Source organism: Musicola paradisiaca NCPPB 2511 (assembly GCF_000400505.1).
Lineage (GTDB): Bacteria > Pseudomonadota > Gammaproteobacteria > Enterobacterales > Enterobacteriaceae > Musicola > Musicola paradisiaca.
The window spans coordinates 1,682,395-1,706,358 of sequence record NZ_CM001857.1 but is presented as its reverse complement, the minus strand read 5'-3'; the positions used below and the strand labels follow the sequence as shown (position 1 = coordinate 1,706,358).

The 23,964-nt window shown below is 51.3% G+C and carries 20 protein-coding genes, 3 tRNA genes and 2 pseudogenes; 5 read left to right on the top strand and 20 right to left on the bottom strand.

Annotated features, from left to right (window positions below; translation table 11 throughout):
• Positions 1–636: 636 nt before the first annotated feature.
• The 4 genes from DPA2511_RS07475 to uvrY form a co-directional block, all read right to left on the bottom strand.
• Positions 637–712 (bottom strand) — tRNA-Gly (locus DPA2511_RS07475).
• 138 nt (positions 713–850) lie between these two features.
• Entirely contained in the window at positions 851–1,399 is a 549-nt protein-coding gene (gene pgsA, locus DPA2511_RS07470) for a CDP-diacylglycerol--glycerol-3-phosphate 3-phosphatidyltransferase (RefSeq protein ID WP_012765070.1), read from the bottom strand.
• 60 nt (positions 1,400–1,459) lie between these two features.
• A complete protein-coding gene (uvrC, locus tag DPA2511_RS07465; protein ID WP_012765069.1) occupies positions 1,460–3,292 on the bottom strand; it encodes an excinuclease ABC subunit UvrC in 1,833 nt (610 codons plus the stop codon).
• Entirely contained in the window at positions 3,285–3,941 is a 657-nt protein-coding gene (gene uvrY, locus DPA2511_RS07460; RefSeq protein ID WP_012765068.1) for a UvrY/SirA/GacA family response regulator transcription factor, read from the bottom strand. The genes uvrC and uvrY overlap by 8 nt, the downstream gene beginning before the upstream one ends.
• A gap of 641 nt (positions 3,942–4,582) precedes the next feature.
• Between uvrY and DPA2511_RS07455 the strand changes: the two genes are divergently transcribed.
• Entirely contained in the window at positions 4,583–4,807 is a 225-nt protein-coding gene (locus DPA2511_RS07455; protein ID WP_012765067.1) for a DUF2594 family protein, read from the top strand.
• A 244-nt stretch (positions 4,808–5,051) separates the two neighbouring features.
• Here DPA2511_RS07455 and DPA2511_RS07450 read toward each other — a convergent pair.
• Positions 5,052–5,127: transfer RNA gene (locus DPA2511_RS07450), tRNA-Lys, on the bottom strand.
• Between the two features lie 50 nt (positions 5,128–5,177).
• The gene (locus DPA2511_RS24085) at positions 5,178–5,306 is read right to left on the bottom strand and encodes a hypothetical protein (protein ID WP_023638228.1); all 129 of its coding nucleotides are present in this window, start codon (positions 5,304–5,306) and stop codon (positions 5,178–5,180) included.
• A 181-nt stretch (positions 5,307–5,487) separates the two neighbouring features.
• On the opposite strand from DPA2511_RS24085, the gene cycA reads away from it, so the two are divergent.
• Positions 5,488–6,909, top strand: coding sequence for a D-serine/D-alanine/glycine transporter (gene cycA, locus DPA2511_RS07440; RefSeq protein WP_012765066.1), 1,422 nt, complete (start codon positions 5,488–5,490; stop codon positions 6,907–6,909).
• A gap of 86 nt (positions 6,910–6,995) precedes the next feature.
• Here cycA and DPA2511_RS07435 read toward each other — a convergent pair.
• The 8 genes and pseudogenes from DPA2511_RS07435 to DPA2511_RS07400 form a co-directional block, all read right to left on the bottom strand.
• A pseudogene (locus DPA2511_RS07435) lies at positions 6,996–7,262 on the bottom strand (LysR family transcriptional regulator); the annotation flags it as partial.
• 398 nt (positions 7,263–7,660) lie between these two features.
• The gene (locus DPA2511_RS07430) at positions 7,661–9,454 is read right to left on the bottom strand and encodes an ABC transporter ATP-binding protein (RefSeq protein WP_012765064.1); all 1,794 of its coding nucleotides are present in this window, start codon (positions 9,452–9,454) and stop codon (positions 7,661–7,663) included.
• A gap of 3 nt (positions 9,455–9,457) precedes the next feature.
• Complete coding sequence (locus DPA2511_RS07425) at positions 9,458–10,366, bottom strand: ABC transporter permease (RefSeq protein WP_012765063.1); 909 nt, start codon at positions 10,364–10,366, stop codon at positions 9,458–9,460.
• Between the two features lie 3 nt (positions 10,367–10,369).
• Entirely contained in the window at positions 10,370–11,341 is a 972-nt protein-coding gene (locus DPA2511_RS07420; RefSeq protein WP_012765062.1) for an ABC transporter permease, read from the bottom strand.
• A 9-nt stretch (positions 11,342–11,350) separates the two neighbouring features.
• Positions 11,351–12,304 carry a nucleoside hydrolase gene (locus tag DPA2511_RS07415; RefSeq protein ID WP_012765061.1) on the bottom strand — a complete coding sequence of 318 codons (954 nt, stop codon included), beginning with the start codon at positions 12,302–12,304 and terminating at the stop codon, positions 11,351–11,353.
• A complete protein-coding gene (locus DPA2511_RS07410; RefSeq protein ID WP_012765060.1) occupies positions 12,301–13,251 on the bottom strand; it encodes a nucleoside hydrolase in 951 nt (316 codons plus the stop codon). Before DPA2511_RS07410 ends, DPA2511_RS07415 begins: the two co-directional genes overlap by 4 nt.
• Positions 13,248–14,132, bottom strand: coding sequence for a dihydrodipicolinate synthase family protein (locus DPA2511_RS07405; protein ID WP_012765059.1), 885 nt, complete (start codon positions 14,130–14,132; stop codon positions 13,248–13,250). The genes DPA2511_RS07410 and DPA2511_RS07405 overlap by 4 nt, the downstream gene beginning before the upstream one ends.
• Before the next feature lie 287 nt (positions 14,133–14,419).
• Positions 14,420–15,964, bottom strand: a complete 1,545-nt coding sequence (locus DPA2511_RS07400; RefSeq protein WP_012765058.1) for an ABC transporter substrate-binding protein — start codon at positions 15,962–15,964, stop codon at positions 14,420–14,422.
• 149 nt (positions 15,965–16,113) lie between these two features.
• Between DPA2511_RS07400 and DPA2511_RS07395 the strand changes: the two genes are divergently transcribed.
• From DPA2511_RS07395 to DPA2511_RS23870, 3 genes and pseudogenes are all read left to right on the top strand, one after another.
• Complete coding sequence (locus tag DPA2511_RS07395) at positions 16,114–17,019, top strand: LysR family transcriptional regulator (RefSeq protein ID WP_012765057.1); 906 nt, start codon at positions 16,114–16,116, stop codon at positions 17,017–17,019.
• Positions 17,020–17,240: 221 nt separating this feature from the next.
• Positions 17,241–17,316, top strand: a tRNA-Asn gene (locus DPA2511_RS07385).
• 193 nt (positions 17,317–17,509) lie between these two features.
• Positions 17,510–17,773, top strand: a pseudogene (locus DPA2511_RS23870) (phage integrase central domain-containing protein); the annotation flags it as partial.
• Positions 17,774–18,310: 537 nt separating this feature from the next.
• Here the strand turns inward: DPA2511_RS23870 and fabD (DPA2511_RS07370) are convergent.
• The 6 genes from fabD (DPA2511_RS07370) to DPA2511_RS07355 all read right to left on the bottom strand — a co-directional run bounded on the left by fabD (DPA2511_RS07370) (position 18,311) and on the right by DPA2511_RS07355 (position 23,875).
• Positions 18,311–19,444, bottom strand: coding sequence for an ACP S-malonyltransferase (fabD, locus tag DPA2511_RS07370; RefSeq protein WP_012765053.1), 1,134 nt, complete (start codon positions 19,442–19,444; stop codon positions 18,311–18,313).
• Between the two features lie 69 nt (positions 19,445–19,513).
• Complete coding sequence (locus DPA2511_RS24080; protein ID WP_264176041.1) at positions 19,514–19,996, bottom strand: acyltransferase domain-containing protein; 483 nt, start codon at positions 19,994–19,996, stop codon at positions 19,514–19,516.
• A gap of 28 nt (positions 19,997–20,024) precedes the next feature.
• Positions 20,025–21,434: an ACP S-malonyltransferase gene (fabD, locus tag DPA2511_RS21270; protein ID WP_264176040.1), complete on the bottom strand. Its 1,410-nt coding sequence runs from the start codon at positions 21,432–21,434 to the stop codon at positions 20,025–20,027.
• Between the two features lie 122 nt (positions 21,435–21,556).
• Positions 21,557–22,204 (bottom strand): beta/alpha barrel domain-containing protein, encoded by a 648-nt coding sequence (locus DPA2511_RS23865; RefSeq protein WP_226376637.1) that lies wholly within the window; start codon positions 22,202–22,204, stop codon positions 21,557–21,559.
• A complete protein-coding gene (locus tag DPA2511_RS23860) occupies positions 22,179–23,006 on the bottom strand; it encodes a beta/alpha barrel domain-containing protein (RefSeq protein WP_226376636.1) in 828 nt (275 codons plus the stop codon). The genes DPA2511_RS23865 and DPA2511_RS23860 overlap by 26 nt, the downstream gene beginning before the upstream one ends.
• 41 nt (positions 23,007–23,047) lie before the next feature.
• The gene (locus tag DPA2511_RS07355; RefSeq protein WP_012765050.1) at positions 23,048–23,875 is read right to left on the bottom strand and encodes a hypothetical protein; all 828 of its coding nucleotides are present in this window, start codon (positions 23,873–23,875) and stop codon (positions 23,048–23,050) included.
• Positions 23,876–23,964 lie beyond the last annotated feature (89 nt).

The following is a 23,964-nucleotide window of genomic DNA, read 5'->3' as shown; positions in this document are numbered from 1 at the left end:
GCATTGATACGCCCGTTGTTCTACCCTCTTTCAAACTCCAATTATATTAATTTTATTAATACATAAATTAATTATTAGCTCCCTATAACAAGGGTTTAACATACGGGATCACAGCAGCTATCTGATCCGACATGTAACAAATCTGATAATTTTCGGAAGTGTAGCATGTTTATTAAATAGCCTGCGCATTCTTATCTATACCCTAAATCATTCGAGTTGCAGGACAACCGGCTGGCGTGTTGAGCAACGCCAGGCGTTAGTTCTTTAGGACAAGACGTATGCAGCGCCTTATAGCTCGGCAAATGGGTAAATCCCGATGCGCTTACTCAAGTAAGTGATTCGAATGAACGAACGCCGCAACATGCTTACCACTTGAAGTCTGCTGGAGATATAACACTACAGGTTCGGTTTAGCGGGATACTTACACTTACCGTGAGAAGATATTTACTGTTCATGCCGGGGGAATTTCGCCAACAATGCGCACGGCAACACAACCGTATTGCACGTTCTGAATCATGCGCTACCTGGACGTGGTTGATAGAGAGACGACGGTGGTGCTTACTAGATACCTAAAAGAGCCTAAGCTCTGCCGAATCGATGGAGTACGGACTTTGGTCGACGTCTATAGAAGAGAACTGGAGCGGGAAACGAGACTCGAACTCGCGACCCCGACCTTGGCAAGGTCGTGCTCTACCAACTGAGCTATTCCCGCGTTACTAACATATTGATGCAGTTCATATTACTCTGAATCAAATACGCTGTTAATGCGCCGCACGCTACTGACCAGAGCTCGCTAGTCAACAAACGAGTCCCTTGCATCCCATCACCTGCTTTGTTTTAACGCAGAGAGCTAATGTTCAAGCAAATCGTGTCGTGCGGCTTTAAGGTAGTTGAACATTGACCAGAATGTCAGCACAGCAGCGATATAGAGTGCCCCTACCGCAGCGATCTCTACCCATGGGTCTGGCCGCCATAGCAACCCCACCAGCGCGACCATCTGCGCCATGGTTTTGACTTTCCCGATCCAGGAAACAGCGACACTACTGCGTTTACCGATTTCCGCCATCCATTCGCGTAATGCAGAGATGATAATCTCACGGGCAATCATGGTGGCGGCAGGGAGGCTGATCCACCATGAGTGATAATGCTCAATGACCAGTACCAGTGCAACGGCCACCAATACTTTGTCCGCAACCGGATCAAGGAAAGCGCCAAACCTTGTAGTCTGCTTCCAGCGCCGGGCAAGAAAACCATCAAACCAATCAGTTACAGCAGCATAAACAAAGAGACTTGCACAAACCACGGGAGCCCAGCTGAACGGCAGATAAAACGCCAGAACGAAGAAAGGTATCAGGGCAACACGAAGCAGGGTCAGCCATGTAGGTATATTAAATTGCATAGCGTTCAAGAACTGTCAGGCCTAAAAAGTGAATGTGGTAAGTATGTTGCTACATTGCCCCTAGTGTTTCAATGCATGGAAAATTTTTTCTGCCAGCGCATGCGAAATTCCCGGGACATTGGCAATTTCATCAATGCTCGCGCTCATCAGCGGTTGCAGCCCCCCCATATACTTCAACAGCATCTGACGGCGCTTGGGGCCAATGCCTTCAATAGTCTCAAGCGCACTGGTACTTTTCACTTTGGCGCGTTTTTTGCGATGGCCGCTAATTGCATGGTCATGAGAATCATCGCGGATATGTTGTATGACATGCAAGGCCGGGGAATCCGGCGGCAGCGCCATCCCTTCGCCTGTAGTGTCTAAAAACAGCGTTTCCAATCCCGCTTTGCGATCGCTTCCTTTCGCAACGCCCAGCAGCAATGGTTTTGTTTTATCCCAGGGAACTTGTAACGACTCAAAAACCGCTTTGGCTTGGGCCAGCTGGCCTTTCCCTCCGTCAATGACAACCACATCTGGAATCTTGCTATCATCGAGCGATTTGCCATAGCGACGTTTCAAAACTTGGGTCATCGCCGCGTAATCATCGCCAGGGGTAATGTCTGTAATATTGTAGCGACGATATTCCGAACGTAATGGGCCATTACTATCAAAGACAACGCAGGATGCCACGGTCTGCTCGCCCATAGTATGACTGATATCAAAACATTCCATGCGTTTGATATCACCCAAACCTAATATCCTGGACAATTCCGCTAACCGCTGCTGAACCGTCGATTGCTGAGATAATTTGGTCACTAATGCCGTATGGGCATTGGTACGAGCCAGTTTGAGATAACGCGCCCGATCACCCCGAGGTTTACACTGGATACTAATTTTACGGCCGGCTATCGTCGATAACGACTCGGCAAGCAGTTGAAGATCGGGCAATGAAAAATCCAACAACACATCTGACGGTAAGGTTCGGGCCCCGCTGCCTTGTAAATAAAACTGCCCGACAAACGTCTGAACCACTTCCCCCAATGCTGTCCCACCCGGCACTTTGGGGAAATAACTGCGGCTCCCCAGCACCTGGCCCTGACGAATAAACAACACATGCAAACACGCCATCCCTGCGTCAAATGCAACACCTATTACGTCAAGATCATCCCCATGGCCGGAGACAAACTGTTTTTCCGTCACACGACGTACCGCCTGAATTTGATCACGGATACGGGCAGCTTCTTCAAACTTTAGTTCCCGGCTTGCATTTTCCATGCGGTCAACAAGCCGCTCAAGCACCTGCTGATCCTTACCAGATAAAAAAAGGCGTACATAATCAACTTGCTGCTGATACTCGTCATCACTCACATATCCCGCCACGCATGGGCCAAGGCAGCGACCGATCTGGTATTGCAGGCAAGGGCGCGAACGATTGCGATAGACATTATTTTCGCACTGCCGTATCGGAAATAATTTTTGTAGCAAAAGTAAGGTCTCACGAACTGCGCTACCGTTCGGGAATGGGCCAAAATACTCACCTTTCGCATGCTTTGCCCCACGATGGATTGATAAGCGGGGATGAATATCACCGCTGAGGAAAATCATCGGATAAGATTTATCATCTCGCAGCAGAACATTATATCGAGGCTGATAGCGTTTAATGTAGTTATGCTCTAACAACAATGCTTCCGTCTCAGTATGCGTAATCGTGACATCGATCTGGCGAATACTTTTGACTAAAGCCTCTGTTTTTCGGCTGGCTACATGTGTTCGAAAATAACTGGAAAGGCGCTTCTTTAGATCTTTGGCTTTACCAACATAGATAACCGTATTGCTGGCGTCATACATGCGATAAACCCCAGGCTGACTGGTCACGGTCTTCATGAAAGCCTGGGCATCAAAACACTCATTCACTACTGATCAATGTCTCCGCGTTAAAGAGCCCATGACGGATTGCCAGATGGGTCAACTCAACATCACCATTTATGTTCAATTTATTAAACATTCGATAACGATAACTATTAACCGTTTTAGGACTGAGATTCAACTGATCGGAAATCTCCGTCACTTTCTGCCCTTTGGTGATCATCATCATGATCTGCAATTCTCTCTCGGACAGACACTCCAGTGGTGTTTCAGTTTGTGGTTCAAGCTGACTCAATGCCATCTGCTGTGCAATGTCCGAGGCAATATAGCGCTTACCAGCATGAACGGAACGAATCGCACAGATAACTTCTTCCGGCGTCGCGCCCTTACTGAGATAGCCAGCAGCACCTGCTTGCATCACTTTGGCAGGCAACGGATTCTCCGTATAAATGGTTAACATGATAACCTTCACTTCTGGAGAGAACCGTACAATTTTGCGGGTAGCCTCAAGGCCGCCAATTCCGGGCATACTCATGTCCATCAAGACGACATCAACACTATTGGTACGGCACCATTTTACCGCATCTTCACCGCACTGCGCCTCACCGACCACTTTGAGGCCTTTGATATCGTCAAGAATGCGCCGTATCCCTGCCCGCACCAATTCATGGTCATCAACAAGAAAAACGCTAATCAAAGAACAGTTCTCCAAAAAGAAAGTAACACTTACAGCCGAAGCTTGTTGCAGGTGTACTATATGGTTTAAAAAACAATGAATACACTTTCCAATTAAAAGTGTATTTTATTCTACCGTGTGGTAATGTTTTCTAAGTCTTTGAATGATACCGCTCTGGTATCAACCGCGAACTAGCCTCCATCACAGTATTCACATTTCAAACCTGGTTTTTAGAGAAATGGATAGTAAAACCATCCCAAAATAAAAAAATCAATATAATCAATAGATTACCAAAAACTGCAACTTCAGGCAATCCATTAAATCAATTTTCAGTTATGTCGCCGTTCAGAACAACTTCCAGCGACCATTTTATATAAATAATACACCCATCAGAAAATATCCATATGAAAATTGCAATGTTTCCAATCGGACGCATTTAAAGCAACTTTACAACCTAAAGTATCGTTCCGTTATTACTGCGGACTTATTACACAATCTTCAGAAAAGATACACACCCACGGCGGAATACGTTTATTTTGCCAAACACAAATTTAGACAAATCGGTTATAGTAACTTGTCTTTTTGTTATGTAGCCGGTCGTGTATGTATATCTATCAATATGTTACCAGCTACTGTGCCACAGTCTTCCTTAGGAGAAAATGATGAACAATTGCGATTTCACCACAGAAGCATCAGCAGAGACGCTAGCTCATGAAGTCAGTTGTCTGAAAGTTATGCTGACCCTGATGCTGAAATCCATCGGCCAGGCTGATGCAGGTAAGATAATGATTACGATGGATAAATACATTTCTCAATTGGAAGAACCAACTCAATCTGCCATATTCAGCAACACCGTCAAACAAATAAAAACAATGTATCGTAATTAATTAAAGCATCAACACATTATTTAACATCCCTGATGATTCAATACTGCCTGGTTAAATATCAGGCAGCGTAATTTCCACGGAACACGCGTTAATTTCCATTGAGTAACGAAATTAATTACATAAAATTAGTTATTCTGAAATAAACCAAATACCAAGAATCTATTCGGAGAGAATAAGCACGAATTAATAACAAGGAATTACTTTTTAAAAAACGGAAGAGAATATTGCAGATAAAGAAGTGTGTTGGTGGGTCGTATAGGGCTCGAACCTATGACCAATTGATTAAGAGTCAACTGCTCTACCAACTGAGCTAACGACCCAACGGGGACGGATTATTCCCTTATTAATGCCATCTGTCAAACAGTTCGTATTATTTTTTGCCGATGCGGATATCAAAATAGGATTGTTGCATATCCTCATTTTTGTTAGGCTTGCCGGCCATATAAGTCCTGTTTATACCCAGCGCTCCAGTTGTTCCAGCGCCGGAAGACGAAACCATCCCGCGCTACACCTGACGTCTTTCACCGCACTACTTGCGTCTCACTCGCTGCTGATTATAAACACACTCAGCCATAAGAATAAATTATTCAAAGTCTATACTCCTGCAGCTGATACCTTCACCGGCATCCTTTTATTTGCAGGCATGGACAACGAGAACATAAAGCAGGAAATCACACGACATGACAGACCAACATCATACACAAACACCCCAAAGCGCCGAACATAACGGGCTACGCCGAAATTTGACTAACCGACATATCCAGCTTATCGCGATTGGCGGTGCTATCGGCACCGGCTTATTCATGGGCTCAGGCAAAACCATCAGTCTGGCGGGGCCATCGATTATCTTCGTTTACATGATCATCGGTTTCATGTTGTTCTTCGTGATGCGGGCAATGGGAGAGATTCTGCTCTCAAACCTGAACTATAAATCCTTCAGCGATTTCGCGGCGGATCTGCTTGGCCCGTGGGCAGGTTTCTTCACTGGCTGGACCTACTGGTTCTGCTGGGTCGTTACAGGGATAGCCGATGTCGTCGCCATCAGCGCCTATGCGCAATTCTGGTTTCCTGAATTATCTCAATGGATTAGCTCTCTATTGTGCGTACTGCTGCTGCTGACGCTCAACCTGGCGACGGTTAAATTGTTCGGTGAGATGGAATTCTGGTTTGCGATGATAAAAATCATCGCCATCGTCGCCCTGATCGCCATCGGTGCGACATTGGTTGTCATGCATCACTCATCCCCGGCAGGTCTCGTGGCTTCTTTTGCCAATCTGTGGCAGGACGAAGGGATGTTTCCAAAAGGTATCAGCGGGTTCTTCGCCGGTTTCCAGATAGCGGTCTTCGCGTTTGTCGGCATTGAGTTGGTAGGCACTACCGCAGCGGAAACCAAAAATCCGACGGTTGTACTCCCTCGCGCCATTAATGCCATCCCCATCCGGGTCATCATGTTTTATGTATTTGCATTGCTCATGATTATGTCGGTGACGCCATGGCGTCATATCGCCGCCGATCGCAGTCCCTTCGTGGATATGTTCATGCTGGTGGGTTTGCCTGCAGCAGCCAGCATCATCAATTTTGTTGTGACGACGTCCGCAGCCTCTTCCGCCAACAGCGGCGTATTCTCCACCAGCCGCATGTTGTTCGGCCTGGCTAAACAAGGGGATGCCCCTCATCGCTTCGGTGTTCTTTCCAAACGCGCCGTACCCTCGGCCGGCTTGATGTTTTCCTGTATTTGCCTGCTTTCAGGCGTCGTATTGATCTACCTGATCCCAAATGTCATGACCGTCTTCACTCTGGTTACGACGGTATCCGCCATCCTGTTTATGTTTATCTGGAGCATGATTCTCTGTTCCTATCTGGCCTACCGTAAATCCCGGCCGGAACTGCATGCCACCTCAACGTACAAAATGCCTTGGGGGAAAGTGATGTGCTGGGTATGTCTGGCGTTTTTTGCCTGCGTATTAGTATTGCTAACCTTGCAGCCGGATACATTGCAGGCATTGCTGGTTACGCCACTCTGGTTCATCGTTCTGGCAGTCGCTTATTGGATAAAATCGGGTAAGAAACGGATGATGGCGCAACCCGATAAATCATCCTGATGGATGACGTAACACGCACATTAGAAAAAAATCAATGCGGTCAGCTATGTGTGCAGGAATAGCTGACCGCATCCAATTCATGCGTTAACGGTCTGTCGTACACTGTTCACCGCATGTCTGGCTTGCTCACACTGATTCAGGATCGTCTGTGCGTGCGAATACAAAATTTTGCCCGCCTCCGTCGGCGTTACGCCACGACGACTGCGCACCAGCAATTGCTTCTCAAGCTCGCTCTCCAATGTGGCGACTTGTTGGCTCAGCGCAGGCTGTGCGATATGCAACATTTCAGCCGCTTGGGTAAGGCTGCCGATATCAACGATTTTCACGAAATATTTGAGCCGTCTCAGATTCATGTGTACCTCCCGAATAGTTACCTATAAGTAAAAGCAAGAAGTGCGCCAGATCATTTACGTGATATAAAAAAAGAGAGGGATCGCCTTAACCGGCTTAAAAATAAGTAAAAGCAATGGACATCGGACAGCGCATCCTCGCCCTCCCGCCATTCACCTTCTCAAACGGCGCATTATTACGCACTGCAGTGGTGCAAAATCTGCTATCTGGAAGTGCACCTGGCGACGAACACCGCCTCCACGGACAGCGCCATGCTAAATTTCAGTTTATTCGTCAGCGACTTTCCACCGACACAACGGCATCAAAACAGCCAATAAACGCAGGCGTTCGCAAAACAGCTGGAGAACGTGAACGTCAATGACGTCTGATCATCGACGACCGAAAACAGGACACCGCAAATTCAATTCATCATTACCAGATGTCCGGCTTCCACCTGCCGATAATGGCGTAGTGGCGGCTGGAAATCTGCCGGACGCAATGGGCTGGATAACTCATCCTGGATCAGCGATCGCTTGATGTTCATGTCAGGGTCTGGGACGGGGACTGCCGACAACAAGCGCCGGGTATAAGGGTGCTGCGGATTACAGAAAATAGACTGGCGTGAGCCAATCTCCACGATTTCCCCCTGATACATCACGGCTACACGGTGACTGATGCGCTCGACCACCGCCATATCATGAGAGATGAACAGATAGGCCAGCCCATACTGCTGCTGCAAATCGAGCAACAGATTGACGATTTGCGCTTTAACGGTCATATCCAACGCGGAAACCGACTCATCGGCAATGATCAGGCGGGGATTCAATGCCAGTGCGCGGGCGATACAGAGCCGCTGCCGTTGTCCACCGGAAAACTGATGCGGATAACGTTCCGCCATATCGGCACGAAGACCGACGTTCTCCAGCAGTTCGGCGACACGAGCGGGCGCCTGCCCGGCACTCACCAACCCGTGGCTTAACATAGGTTCGGCGATAGCGTCTCCAACCCGCAATCGGGGATTCAGGCTCTCGTAAGGATCCTGGAATATCATTTGCGCTTGCGTCCGCAGCCGTTTCAACGTCGGCGCATCCGCCATCAACATATCCCGCCCGCCAATCGTTACCTGCCCGCAGGTAGGAGACGTCAGCCGCAGAATGGCGCGCCCGGTGGTAGATTTACCGCAGCCCGACTCGCCGACCAGCGATAACGTTTCTCCGGGAAAGAGATCGAAAGATACGCCTTCCACCGCATGTATGCGGCCAGTCACCCGTTTCAACCAACCGGATTTCACGTCGAACCGCATCACCAGATTCTTTACCGACAGGATCGGCTCCCCATTAATGACAGTATCGACTTGCGGTATTTGTTCCGCAGGCTCAGCCGCATCGAACAACGCAAAACGCTGGGGAAGCGGGATGCCCGCCATCGCGCCCAGACGCGGTACGGCGGAAAACAGGCGTTTACTATAAGGGTGCTGGGGCTGCCGGAAAAGTTGCCGAGTCTCAGCCAGCTCCACACCTTCACCGCGATACATCACCAGCGTGCGATCAGCGACTTCCGCCACTACCCCCATATCGTGGGTAATGAACAGAATCGACATATTCTCCTCTTCCTGCAACGCATTGATCAGCGCCAAAATCTGCGCCTGAATCGTCACATCCAGCGCCGTCGTAGGCTCGTCGACAATCAACAGTCTGGGTTTGCACGCCAGCGCGATGGCGATCACTACCCGTTGGCGCATGCCGCCGGAAAAACTCATGGGGTATTCGTCCAGCCTGGAACGAGCAGCCGGGATCCGCACACGTTCCAGCAGTCGCACCGCTTCTGCCCGGGCGCTGGCGCGATCCATGCCGCGGTGACGCCGCAAAACTTCGGTAATCTGCGTCCCGATCGTCAGCACGGGATTGAGGCTGGTCATCGGCTCCTGAAACACCATCCCGATACGATTTCCCCGGATATGCTGCATCTGGGCGGCGGAGAGCGACAACAGCTCCTGCTCCTCAAACCGCACGCTACCATTGATGCAAGCCTGAGAATCGAGTAAGCGCATAATCGACATCGCGGTAACGCTTTTCCCCGAGCCGGATTCCCCCACCAACGCCAGCGTCTCTCCCGCCGCGATATCAAAAGACAAATCGCGCACGATCGGCCGCCATTCACCATGCGTCCGGAATGCTGTATTGAGCTGTTTCACGCTAAGTACCGGCTGGCTCACACCTTATTCCTCACGTCTGGTATTCAGGATATCCCTCAGGGCATCGCCGATCAGATTAATGGCGACAATCAGCAGCAGCAGCATGATGCCGGGAAACAGACTAATCCAGTAATCGCCGGACATCAGGTAGTCGAAACCATTGGCTATCAACAACCCCAGCGACGGCTCGGTAATCGGCAGGCCTATCCCCAGGAAAGAGAGCGTCGCCTCCAGCATGATGGCGTAGGCGATGCGCATCGTCGCAACCACGATCAACGGCGGCAGGCAATTGGGCAACACATGCCGGAACAGAATGCGCACATCGGAAAAGGCCATGCCGCGTGCCGCATCGACATAACTGCGACGGCTCTCCACCAGCGCTGACCCGCGCACCGTGCGCGCATAATAGGCCCACTGAGTGATCACCAGCGCCAGAATAATCTTATCGACGCCCTGCCCAAGCACCGCCAACAGAATCAACGCAATCAAGATGGGCGGGAAACTGAGCTGAATATCGACAACGCGCATACACAACGCATCTATCCGGCCGCCGCGCCAGGCGCTTAACAGCCCGACCGCCATGCCGATCAGCAATGCCAGCAGCGCACTGCTGACGGCAACAATCAGACTGGTGCGGGTGCCATAGAGAATAGCGCTGAACAGATCGCGCCCCTGATCATCCGTCCCCAACCAGTAACTCAACCCGGTCATGCCGGCGGAGCCCGGCGGCAGACGGTTATCCATGATCGCCAGTTGCGATAAATCGTAGGGATTCTGCGGCGACAACCAAGGCGCCAGCAGCGCCAACACCACAATCAGCGCCAATACTACCATCCCCACCAGGGAAAAACGGTTACGCGCCAACGCATGCAACGTCCGCCATACCGAGTCATAGCGAGAGCGCTCATGCGTCAATTCAGTAGAATCCGTCATCGTTTAACGCCCTCCCAGACGAATGCGCGGGTCGCACAGCGCGTAGAGCACATCCACCAGCAGGTTGATCAGGCTGAACATCACCACCGTCATCATCAGATACGCAAGAATCACCGGCCTGTCGAGCACGGCGATAGAATCGATAATCAATTTCCCCATGCCTGGCCAGGCATAAATAGTTTCAGTCACCACGGCAAAGGCGATCAGGGAGCCCAGCTCCAGACCAATCACGGTAATTAACGGGATCAGCGTATTCTTCAATACGTGCACCAGCAGGATGCGGCTCTCGGACAACCCTTTAGCGCGCGCAAACCGGACATAATCCTGTTGCAAGCACTCCTGAACACCCGCCCGGGTCAAGCGGATAATCAGCGAAATCTTAAACAGCGCCAGATTGAAGGCAGGCAGCAACAGGTGCTGCCAGCCGTCGAGCGTCATCAAACTCACCGGTACCCCGGCTATCTCTACCGTCGCGCCGCGACCGGACGCAGGCAACCAGCCCAGTTTGACGCTGAACAGCATGATCATCATCATGCCGATCCAGAATGTAGGCAGGCTGAACCCCAGAATGGAGAAGGTCATGATGGAGCGCGACATCCAGCCGTCCGGGCGCATGCCCGCGACGATGCCCAACGGAATACCGACGATCAATGCCACCACAAACGCCACCAGCGCCAGCTCCAGCGTGGCGGGCATCCGTTGCAAGATCAGGTGCAACGCCGGCTGGTTAAAGATGTAGGAATTGCCCAGATCGCCCTGCAGGGCATGGATAACAAACAGGGAATACTGCTGCCACAACGGCTTATCCAGCCCGAAGGCCTGAATAATCGCATCACGCTCAGCGGGGGTAGCATGGCTGCCCAGCAGCAGATCGATCGGATTTCCCACCAGATAGACACCGCTGAACACCAGAACCGACATCACCAACAAGGTCATCAGCGTCTGTCCAAAGCGATTGAGCAGGAAACCCACCATCGGATACTCCTATGCCTGCGAATGGCCGTAACGCGCCATCACCTGTGTCAGAAGAGAGAAAAAACCAGCTTCATCAATAGACTGCATAACCGTCGCGTTAGGTTCCGCATTCAGTTTGTTATGAAAATCCGCCCAGGTGTGTCCGGCGGTTTCACCGTCAGTCACCACGCCGACACGAGTACGGCAGCCGTTAAACAGTGTCGGTTGCAGCAACCAGGCGATGACGGCAGCGTCATGTACCGGCCCGCCTTCCCGACCAAGGCGTTGAACATCACTACGATCGAAGGTTTCAAACAGTCGGGCGACAGCCTGACCGGGTAATCCGCCGCATTCGCGCAGCGTCGCCAGCTCGCGGGAAGTCAACAATGCCTGGAACGTTACGTCCAACGGCATGATCACCAGCGGAATACCGCTGAAAAAGACGCGATGCGCCGCATGCGGATCGGCATAGATATTGAATTCCGCCCACGGCGTCCGATGCCCTAACGCCGTAAATGCGCAACTCATGGTGACAATCTGGCGGATACCTTTCGCCACATCCGGGTGCTGAATCAACGCCAGCGCCAGATTGGTCATCGGGCCGATAGCGCAAATCGTGATCGGATTATGATCCTCAGCCGCCTGACGCGCAGTACGCACAATAAAATCGACGGCATGCTCTTGTTGCAAGGTTAACGGTTCGGCAGGCACCAGCTCAGGCCGAAAAGCGCCGATGTGTACGTATTTGCCGAACCGTTGCGGCCCGATCAACGGCCGCGGCGCACCGGCGAAAACCGGGACATCACGACGCCCGGACAGCGCTACGATACGGCTCGCATTCAGCGTCGTATCTTCAAGCGCCACGTTGCCGGCAACGACAGTGATGCCGAGAATATCCAACTCCGGAGAGGCCAGCGCCAGCCACAATGCGACGGCGTCATCCACGCCCGGATCGGTATCGATAATAATGCGATGGCGTGTCATTGCTCATTTCCGTAACAGGAGAAAAGCTGGCAGAACAGCCGGAATACGCCGTCTGCATCCACGCGGGTCACGACCGACACATTGGCGGGCTCGCCAGACTTGGCATACAGGTCTACGACCGTCCGCCCCATACAAAGTTCGCTCTGGTGTTCGACAAACACCCGCGCCGTCTCACTGCTGAATAACCTCGGGTTCAACAACCAGGCGATCACCAGCGGGTCGTGCAACGGGCCGCCCCGGGAACCATAGCGCCTGACGTCATTGCGATCCCAAAACGCCATCAACTCCCCCAACGCCTGACGTAAACGACCGGCATTGGCGACCAGTTCCGTCACCCGCTCCGGCGTCAGAATCACCTGATGCGTTGCATCCAGCGGCAGCATGGTGATCGGCACGGCTTGCGAGAACACCACCTGCGCCGCATGCGGATCAGCCAGCATATTGAATTCAGACGTCATGGTGCGATTGCCTAACTCACGGCAGGTGCCGCCCATTAGTACAATACGTGCGATGCCTGCGGCGATATCCGGCGCCATACAGAAGGCGCTGGCGATATTGGTCAGCGGCCCCAGCGCGCACAACGTCAGCGGCTGGCCCACGCGGGCCGCCTCACGGCAGGAAGTCACTAAAAAATCAACGGCATGTTGCGTTTCCGGCGGTTTGACCGGCGCGGGAAACGCACCGTCGCCCAACCCGCTTTTACCGTGAAACTGGCCGTGAATGGGCGCGCGCAGCATCGGCTGCCAGCAACCGCGATACACCGGGATATCCTGGCGTTTTCCCAGTTCGGTGATCTGCAACGCATTGCGCAGCGTTGTCTCTACCGGCTGATTGCCGTTAACGACGGTGATCCCGCGGATATCCAGCCCAGGCGCAACGAAGGCGCTCAGCAATGCGATCGCGTCATCAATACCGGGATCGCAGTCAATAATCACCGGAATAGTCATAACGCGCCAACCGAACGCAAGACGTCAGCGATCTCCTCCAGCGCGGCTCCCGCCAACGGTTTTTGCGGCGGGAGCGGATCGCCGACCGCAAATCCTTGCAGTTGTAGCGCGGCTTTGATGCAGGCCGCCACCGAATAACGGGCAAAAATTTCGTTGACGCGCCATAGCGGCCGCTGCAGCGTCATCGCCTGCGACCAATCACCGCGCCGGGCCGCCTCATACAGCGCCAGGCTCTGTTTCGGTACGATGCAGGCCGGGCCGGCCATCCATCCGACGCCGCCTATCAACATCACACAGGCAGGAATATGCGCAGACGCAGCGAAGACGCTCATCCGTCCCTGCGTGCGTTCAATGATTGACAGCAGACGGCCGGTATTGGTCGAGGCGTCCTTGATGTAGTTAATATTCGTCACATGACTGAGCCGTTCAATCACTGGCAGGCTCAAGTCCGAACGTTGAAACTGGGGATTGGTGTACAGCACCACCGGTTTGGTTTGGGCGGCGGCGGCGATAGCGCGAAAGTAAGCTTCCACGCCGTCATCGGCAATAGGGAAATAGGCTTCAAGAATAGCCAGGATGCCGTCGACGCCCAGTTGGACAAACGCTTCCGTCTGGGCCACGGCATCCTGAATAGTGGTAGCGGCTACGCCGGCAATGACCGGAACCCGGCCCCTGGCGGCAGTAACCACGGTACTGACAATATCAAAACGTTGCCGGGCATTGAGATAGGCGAATTCACCAGTGCTTCCCAACGGAGTCAACCCATGAACACCGCTGGCGATCAAATGCTCGACCAGCTCGGTCAGCACGGCCTTATCGACCTCGCCATCCGTTTTCACCGGTGAAACCAGATAAGGGAAAACCCCACTAAATTCAACCATCTCTCTGCCTCGGTATTCTTTTTATAAAGACCCTGGTGTTAACGCAAAATTACGCACTGGATGGGTCTAGAGCCTATCTCGGTAGGGCGATGGCCTGCCTTCATCCATCGCGCGAATGAAGCACAACCCTGCTACAGATACCCCGACGACACATACGCCTACGGGGATAGGCTCTTAATCTCAACCCATCGTTATGACGGTGTGTTGGGAATGACGTGTTCTCACCCCTCCTCACCCAATACTTATTACAATTAACTAATTGATAAATCTAATAATTATAGAACCATCTACAACGACTTACTGTGAACAAAATAGGGCAAGGTATAGCCGTCGGTACGACCGGCATAGCTATAGCCTTTTTTCATCGCCCAGGTATTGGACAGGAACAGCAGAGGAATCACGCCCTGCTCTTTCATGGCCAAATCGGTAGCCTGCTGCAACAGTTTGTCGCGCTGGCTTTCATCAAGGGTACTGCGTGCCTGATTCAGCAGCCGGTCAAATTCGGCATTCGAATAACGCCCCCGGTTGCCCTGGCCGGCATTCGGCCCGAACGTCTCCAGCAACGGCCCCAACACACCGGAGGCCTCGCCGGTTTCAATCGCTGCGCCGCCCATCACCAGGCTGAACTCACGCTTTGCCGCCTTGGCGAAATAAACACTGCCCGGCATAGTGACGACTTCGGTTTTAATGCCTACCTGGCTGAACATCTGCCCCAGCGCCTGCGCGATTTTGGCATCGTTGGGATAACGGTCATTAGACGCATGGAACGTCAGCGTAAAACCGTTGGGATAACCCGACTGTGCCAGCATCTGTTTCGCTTTCGCCGGGTCATATACCGGTGCGGCTATCTGCCGGGAATACCCCTGATACCCCTGAGGTACCAATTGCGAAGACGATAACCCTTGCCCATCCAGGATGCGTTGCACAATGGCATCACGGTTGATCGCCAACGACATCGCCTGACGCACCTCTACTTTGCGCAGTGGATTTTTGCCATCCTCCCCCTGCGCAAACGGGGAAATTTCACGATCCTGATCCGGGTGCAGATAAAGAATACGATTACCCGGCACAGAGATCGTCGTCAGACTGGATTGTTTGGCGATATTGCTTTTATCCGCCGTCGGTACGCTTTCAATCAAATCCACATCGCCGGACAGCAGCGCCGCTACGCGAGCGCCGTTGTTCTTCACCAGACGCAGCGTCACCGTATCCCAGTCGGGTTTGCCGCCCCAGTAGTTGTCGTTACGCTGCAACACGACCTTATCATCCGGCGCATAGGACACAAATTTGAACGGCCCGGTGCCGATCACCTCTTTCCCACTGTTCAGCGTCTCGGTCGGTACCTCGGAAAGACGCGCTGGCATGATGGCGATACGGCTGAGGTTATTCAGCAATAATGCCGACGGCGTTTGGGTGTGAATCTCCACCGTCAACGGGTCGATAGCCTTAATATCGACAATATCCGCTACGTAAGGTGCGTATGAACTGGGGCTATTCTTCGATGCCAGCGCCACGCGCTTCACACTGGCGACCACATCGTCTGCCGTAAAAGCGCTGCCATCATGAAACTTCACATTCGGCCGCAGTTTGAATTGCCAAGTGGTATCGTTCAACGCTTTCCATGACACAGCCAGTGCCGGCGTAATCTGCTGTCTTTCATTCTGATTGACCAGGCCGTCGAAAATATTTCGTGCCATGGCACTGTTCGCCCCCCCGACATAGAACTGCGGATCCATCGAGGTAGTAAAAGACGCGAGGCCTATTGTTAAATCTGCGGCTTGCGCCAAAGGCATCAGGGCAAACAAACTGGCAAATAACACTGTTCCTTTCATACTCTATCCTTATTGCTGTCGTTATCTCAGGTATGTCGGCGTGTTACTAACGGCTATGGCTGATATCCTGAGTCTACGAGTTGGTTTATGTGATGAAAAATTGTATTTTATACGTAACTCATAAATAAATATTATACTTGGTAACATCTATGGGTCGAATCAACCTCAGACAAATTGATGCTTTTCATAAAGTGATTCTTACCGGTGGTATCACGCAGGCAGCTAATATGATGAATATTACGCAACCTGCTGTCAGCAGATTGATTAAAGATTTTGAATATGGGTTGAATTTAAAGTTGTTTGATCGGGATGGACGGGGTCTGGTGCCCCGTGACGAAGCGCTCAAATTGTTTCGCGAAATTGAACGGCTTTATCTTGGAATTGACCATATTACCCGGATTGCCAACGACATCCGCCAGGCCAAAGGCAGTATCCTGCGTATCGGCGCCGTTTCTTCACTCTCCAGTCTGTGCGCCGAGTACCTCTTTCCGCCGCTGCTGCACGACTATCCCGATATTTCTCTGTTTATGGATGTGGAAAGTACGCTCACCATTACGGAAATGGTGATGAGCAACCAGTACGACGTCGGTTTCATCAACGGTACACCTACCGTCAAGGGACTCCATGCAGAAATGATTGGCGCCGCTCACGCCGTGGCGGTGGTCTCTCCACAGCACGAACTGGCCGATGCACCGCAGATCACCCTGATGGATCTGATTCGCTATCGTCCGATCCTACCGGGCAGAAAGACCATACTGCACGATCAGATCCTCAAGGCCGTCGCACGGGAAGGGCTGGAGCTAAAACACCCGGTGGAAACCGCCTTGCGTCATTGCTGCTCTATGGCCGCAGCAGGGCTGGGCATCGGTATCGTCGACCTCATCACCGCGCAGACCAGCAGTGCCAATCTGCTGATCAAGCCGCTTCTGCCCCGTATGGATATCGCCTATCTGGCCATTTTCCCGCCGCAAAGCGCCCGTAGCCAATTGATCGACACCCTCATTCTGCGGATGAAAATGCTGATTGCCACACCAGTCAGCGGTATCGACCACTGACCCGGACAAGAACGAAAACATCGCGTCCGAAACCAGGAGGGCACACCCCCCGATTGACGTCATCAGGTGGGGGAAAACAGTTCGCCATCCGGTAGGTCGTTGACCGATAAACGTCGCAAAACCATCAATTTGGATATTCTGTTAGCAAACAGACGCAAAATGCGGTTTACCCCTTTGACATACAACATCCTCACCGTTATCATGCGCCCCACTTCACCGATTCCTCTGTAGTTCAGTCGGTAGAACGGCGGACTGTTAATCCGTATGTCACTGGTTCGAGTCCAGTCAGAGGAGCCAATTCAGAAAAGCAGATGTCGAAAGGCATTTGCTTTTATATCCAACGCGATAGCATCAAAACCCTTTCCCGATGCATTTTCAGTTTACCCTCCGCATCGGGAGAATTTGGTGGTCAGATTTGGGGTCTTTCCGGTTCGATAATGGCGTGACCCCCACATGTCGCTTAACAACACGAAAATCCACACCCTAAGCCAGGGGCGGCATCCGTAAACTGCTGGCACAGAATATCAACCCCGCACACCAGCGGGCGGCTAAACAAGCGCCCCGTTCACCAGAAAAATCATTCAGGGACGTGGCGCTGGGCTGGCACAAGAGCAACCGGACATGGTCAGAGAACCACGCCGCCCGTCTGCTTGCCAGTATGAACAACCATCTCTTTCCAGTTATCGGGCACCTGCCTGCTACTGAGCTGAAACTCCGTCATTTCATCGACCGGCTGACAGGTATCGAAGAAAAAAGTTACCCCATTCTTGTCATCTTTCTTCCCGCTGTTGTGGTTATTCTTTTCCGTCAACGATTTCTTTAGCACAGGGAATACCTGCTGTACTTCATTACCGCGGACGATTTGAAACTGGCCCCGTTTTCCACCACGCTGATCACACCGGTAATATTACGGATATGAGCCTCATTCATTCGGGAATGATCATTAAACTCCATTCGTAACCGTGTGCAGCGTAGTGCGTTGACTGACGAACATTTCCGGCCACCCACATAGTGGAGAATCTGCTTAACTGTTGCGTTGTCATTCATGATGTCCCTTAGTGTTGAGCCCCCAAAAAAAGACCAAAACAGAGACGCTCCCCGATACGGGAAAGCATTCCTATTTTAGTCTTGCCTGCTTTCGCAGTAACATGCCGCAATAAAAATGGACTATTGCGCTGGATGACTGGAATGAATTTATATTTGCACCATGCTGGTGTTAATAAATCTTGGTATTCAGCACATTAATTTATGCCAGACCCTGTCGTCTTCCCTGAAAGGGGGTGTATTCGCCTTATAACGGATTTAACTCATCCAGTTCGAAATAGCCGTTGTAACCTTTCAAATAGATCGCCGCACGATGCTGAAATAATAAAACCGCTTCTGTTCGGGTTTCCGCCTCCGTATTCAAAATACTGGAGCGAACCTTTTGCCCGATCGGGAAGCGACTGTTCCACTGGGCAACCTTCTGGGCTGCCGCTTGTGTTTTGTTATGCATCGACCCACCTGTAGCTTCAGCGACGTTTTTCGTGTCATAGGCGTCGCGTGGTAACTGAATGGCCTGTAGTTCGGCTGCCGTCGTCTCTGCTTTTATTTTTTCGACCAGACCGCTCACAACGTCACCATGGCCCAACTCCGTAAATTCAACCGCCCCCAGGCTCATGAGATATTGAATACTTTCCGTCCAGCGTACCGGGCTGGCAATTTGTTGAGCCAGACAGGTAAACAGCGTCTCATCCTGATATGGCCGGGCCGTGACATTGGCAATCACCGGGATTTTCAACGCCGAGAATTGAAAGTTTCGCAGGTATTTTTCAAACTTCTCCATTGAATCCCGCATTAGTCGGGAGTGAAAAGCACCGCTGGTATTTAAGGGAACACATCTGATATCGCCACGTTCAAAATCATCGACGGCATGCATGATATCGCCACGAGGCCCCGAAATCACAATTTGTGATGGCGTATTAAAATTAGCCAAATCAATATGATCCAACCTGTTAGCTTTCAATAATTCCCGCACCTGGGCTTCACTCGCACCCAGTACCGCTGCCATACCACCACCGGCGGCCTGCCCCATCAATTCACCACGTTTTTTCACCAGCTTCAGACCGGTGGCAAAATCAAAGCACTCGGCGGCCAGTAAGGCGTTAAATTCACCTAAGCTATGGCCTAAAACAAAATCCGGCCGGGTGCCGGTTTCCTCCAGTCTCCTGAAATAAGACAACGCATTGACGACATAAATTGCAGGCTGGGTATATTGTGTCTGGTTCAACTTTCCATCAGGATCATCCAGACAGAGTGTCTCAATTGAATAACCGAGTATATCGTTGGCAATACGGGTCAAGTCAGCAAACCGGCCGAACAACGCCTCTCCCATTCCTCGTTGTTGGGAGCCTTGTCCCGGAAACATATAAACTTGAATTGTCATGACTGTTCACTCCTTTGAATGGATTCTGTTAGGTATTTCTACTTAGCCGCCTGTTCAACAGATGCCCTCTTACGCTTTCAATTGCGACAACAGGTATTCAAGAGATTTCATCCCGTCACCGAACTGGTTTAATACATAGCCATGCTGATAATTACTTCCTTTCGAATACTTCAGAAAGTTAGACAAACTGCCTGTAGCCGATACATCAATAAAAAAGTGATCCTCCATTGCAGTAAACGCCGAACGTGCGAGGGCGGAAAAGTCAATTTTATCTCTGACAATCTGCCATAAATACGCCTGAGCATCGGCTTGTTGTAACACACCGACAGACCGTCCCAATACAGACGAATAAACGGGAATGGCCGGCGTAAAGACCGGTATCTTATGCAGTAATGTCTGATAGGCAGGCTTGATAGCTTCAATCGCATCCGAATGAAAGCCGTAGCGAACCGGCAGCGCAACCGACAGAATACCTTTACCAGCCAGCTGCTGTTTAACCGCTGTTATGGCGGCTTGATCCCCGGAAATGAAGAAATTATTGTCGAAATTCACCCCCGCCAACGTGCAACGGGAAAAAACGTCAGCACAGCCAGAGAAAAATGTCTGGAGAGGCCAGCACCGCGACCAAACCACCTTCAGGCGCATACTGAACCAACAACCGAGCTTGCTCAACGACCAACCGCAGCGCATCATCCAGCCGGAGCATCCCGGCAACAACGGCAGCAACGTACTCACCCAAACTGTGGCCGACAACGGCAGTGGGCTGGATACCACGGGCAATCAACATCTGAGTCAGGCTGTATCCCAAACAAAATAGTGCCGGATGGGTATAGCGAATATCATCAAACGCAGTCCCGCAATCGTGTTCACCATAGAGTGTTTCCAGCAGATTCACGCCACTGAGCATATGAACTTTGTGACAAAGGCTGTCCATCGTCTGCCGGAAATGCTCATCCCCCTGGTAAAAAACCCGTCCCATCTGATAATACTGACTACCCTGCCCCGCATACATGAAAACACACTTGCGCGCTGTTGCCGGTATCGACTTGGTTGACGGCTGCGGCATCGTCCTGACTTCCTGAATCGGTGTAGACACAGGCGGGACTAAAGATATCGGGGGCACGTTACCGATCGACATCGGATCTTCGACAATACGCTGGTGGAGTTTCGTTAACACATCCCCTGGACCGACTTCCACGAAATCATCATAGCCTTGCGCCAGTAACCAGGAGATGGATTCATACCAACGAACCGGGCTGGAAATTTGTCGGGTCAATAATGTCTGATACCCCGTGGCCGGATAGGCCCGGGCCGTTACATTAGACATCACGGGAACAGACAAGGGATGGAAAGTAAATTCAGCCAGAAAATCGGCAAACTCTCGCTCAATGTCCAGCATACTGCGGGAATGGAACGCGGCGCTGACATTCAACTGGACAAAACGAGCACCGGCATCAATAAAACGTTGTTCCAGCGCCGGTGCCAGCACTTCGTCATAATCCCCCGAGATGATGCACTGTCGGCGGGAATTGATATTGGCTATATCCACATGCTGAAAGCCGCTATCGGCCAAAATACGCTCAATCTCATCCAGATTAATTTCCAGCAAGGCGACCATTGCCCCCTTCGGGGCCTGGCTCATCAGTTGACCACGTTTTTGTACCAGCCGAAGCCCGGTAATAAAGTCAAACGCGCCGGCAGCAAACAGCGCGTTGTACTCTCCCAGACTATGCCCGGCCAGACAATCCGGCGGGGCCGCTCCGCGGGCCTTACGTTCTAAATAGCTCAGCGCATTCACGGTATACAATGCCGGTTGGGTATACTGAGTCTGGTTTAACACCCGCTGAGGATCTTTCACGCAAAGTTTGGCAATGTCATACCCGAGCACCTGATTTGCCTGAGCAACCAGTTCTGGATATTGATCGAATAAGTCATAACCCATTGTACGATATTGCGATCCTTGCCCTGGAAAGGTATAGACTGTCTTCATAAATGTCCCCGCTGTACTATTCTGCCAACCCTCATTTCTGCCGGACTCTCGTTCTGTTAACAGATCATCGTTGCCCGCCATCTGCGCACGGCGCGGGCAGATACGTCTGCTCAGACGTGTCGCTAAGAAGATAAAGAGTGGCTGGTTATCAACCCGATTTGTCGTGACAACATTGATGCGGCTTCCTGCATCAACATTTCCCCGATTTCATTGACATGGCGAGCACGCCAGCTTTCATAGACAGAGCCTTTCACCCATTGATTGAAAGCCCCCAACGCCGGCCCGCAATGTACCTGATAATCGACTTTGTTTTCCTGATCGCCAGCCAGCGCCAGGCGCGAGCTATAGGCAAAATACCAACGAAATATCGCTGCCATTTTACGTTTGGGATGCTCTTCTATTTTCATCAACATCTGGGGACGGTTCGCCTGATAATATTGCCTGACTTCTTTCCAGACATCGGATATCGGGCGCTTAAAATACTTGTCTTCAAGCTGCTTTTTAACGACCTGAGGTATCTCTTCCAGCGAAGCATACTGTTGATAAAGCTGATAAAGTTTATTCGCCCGCGAGGGGAAAAACACCCCTCGCCTGAGCACCTGAACTTTGGCGCCTTGTTCAAACATATCGCCGGCCGGGGCATAATCGGTATCCTGAATATTGATACTTTGCAGTAAATCTTTCACCTCATCGCTGGTAGCCGCTTCCACTGAGCACTGATTCACCGAACCGGTGACAATAAAATCAGCGCCAAGCATAAAGGCCGCCATCACCGCTTCTGGAGTACCGATCCCCCCCTGCGGCACCGATCCTGATTGGCTTTGGGTATCGCTGCCGGGCCGAAATATCCCGGCAAAGCCGGGATATTGCCGGAAACAGGACATAAGCATTACCCTGATCGGTGTGACCTGCCGAATCAGACTCGACGCAGATGTCCTGAGCCATTGGCACCCAGGGAGCCAGCTCAGCCTCCTGCTGGGTAATCACCCCTTGCTGACAGAGTTGGGCAACCAGCTCAGGCGGCGCCGGACAAGCAAAAATTTCCGCGACTTCGGGGCGCGACACTTTTGCCATCAGCGTATTGGGGATCATAATTCGTTGGTCTTCCCCCCGATGAACACCACTCAACCGATAACGAACCAACGCCGGGGTCATCGCAATATAGGCAGCCGCTTCAATAAAACGAATACCGTGGGTCAGAAACAATTCAATCCGCTGCATTTCCTTTTCAGGAAAATCATAATCCGCCAGCATATTCATGCCGAACGATTCTCCGCTCAAATCAGATTGAATCCCTAAAATCGCCTCCTCCAAAACACGAAGACTCAAACCGCCTGAACCGAAAAAACTCATCATTCCGGCTTGCGCCATCGCCACCACCAACTGGCGGGAAGCAATCCCCTGATACATCGCACCACTGGCATAGGCATATTTAACCCCATAATCCTGACGAAACGCCGTACTTCCCAACTGTTCGGCCTGAACAAGCCGCCCTTGCTGGCTGTCTGTCCTCTGAAGGGGCAGACTGGCGCAACGTTCAGCCAGCGTCGTTTGTTCAAAATGTGTCATCATCTCCCTCTCATCCACGCAGTCAGTCCTTAAGGCTCTCAACACTAGAACTCATCGCCTTGCATATTAAAGGAGGGATAATCAGGAAAATCCCTTGTCGTGGGATACTTACTAAACGTCATCACTTCCCGACCATTTGTCAAAACGGTGCTGCTGCCACGCTGTTCAAATTCATAACTGACGTAACTTTGTCCTTCTCCCCAGCGTTTATTGTAGGTTCGGGTATTAAATGTCGTCCGCAAGCGATCTGGAGATATCACTGCCAACGCATTCGATTCATAGTTAATAATAATTTCTCTCAGTTTATAGGAATCGCTGGTGGCCAGAATGTTGTAACTCCCGTAATACATTTGATTCAGCGGAGTGGCTGTTTCACCATTATGATTACCCGCCAGTGGAATCCCGCTATTATCGAGAACCGAAATGTAAAAACCCCCATCGCGGACAAGCCAACCCTCGGCGGGCAAGGCCATCCCGGCCAGTGAATACAAGCGGTAATGACCATCCGGGTTGCCGGTATAAACCTGCAATTCAATCCGTTTCTGTGCGACAAGCGCGTTAACATCAATGCCGAATTCTCGATTAAAATAAGCAATGGCATCTTCTCTTTTTTGCGCTAATTCACGGTCATTTAGCCCCATAATATGGGTGTAAAAATAATCACTGCTGCATAAAGTACCAAGACATCCCGTTACGCCGGGAAATGGCTCGCTCTTTGTAACATCAATAGCGCCGGTTCCCATAAAAACCAGTACCTGCTTAAACCCCATAGGCTTAGATAAACGGTCGGCGGCATCAGTATTCAATGCCATTAAAGCCAGAGAGAAAACAGCGATGGTTGTGGTTTGGCGTTTAACGTTAGCTAACATCATAGACATACTCCTTGGTTGTTTTTCTGTGAATAACTCGCTAGTTATAGAGAGCCTTTTAATTCCTTAAGGCCCTCCCGGGCGTTAAACAT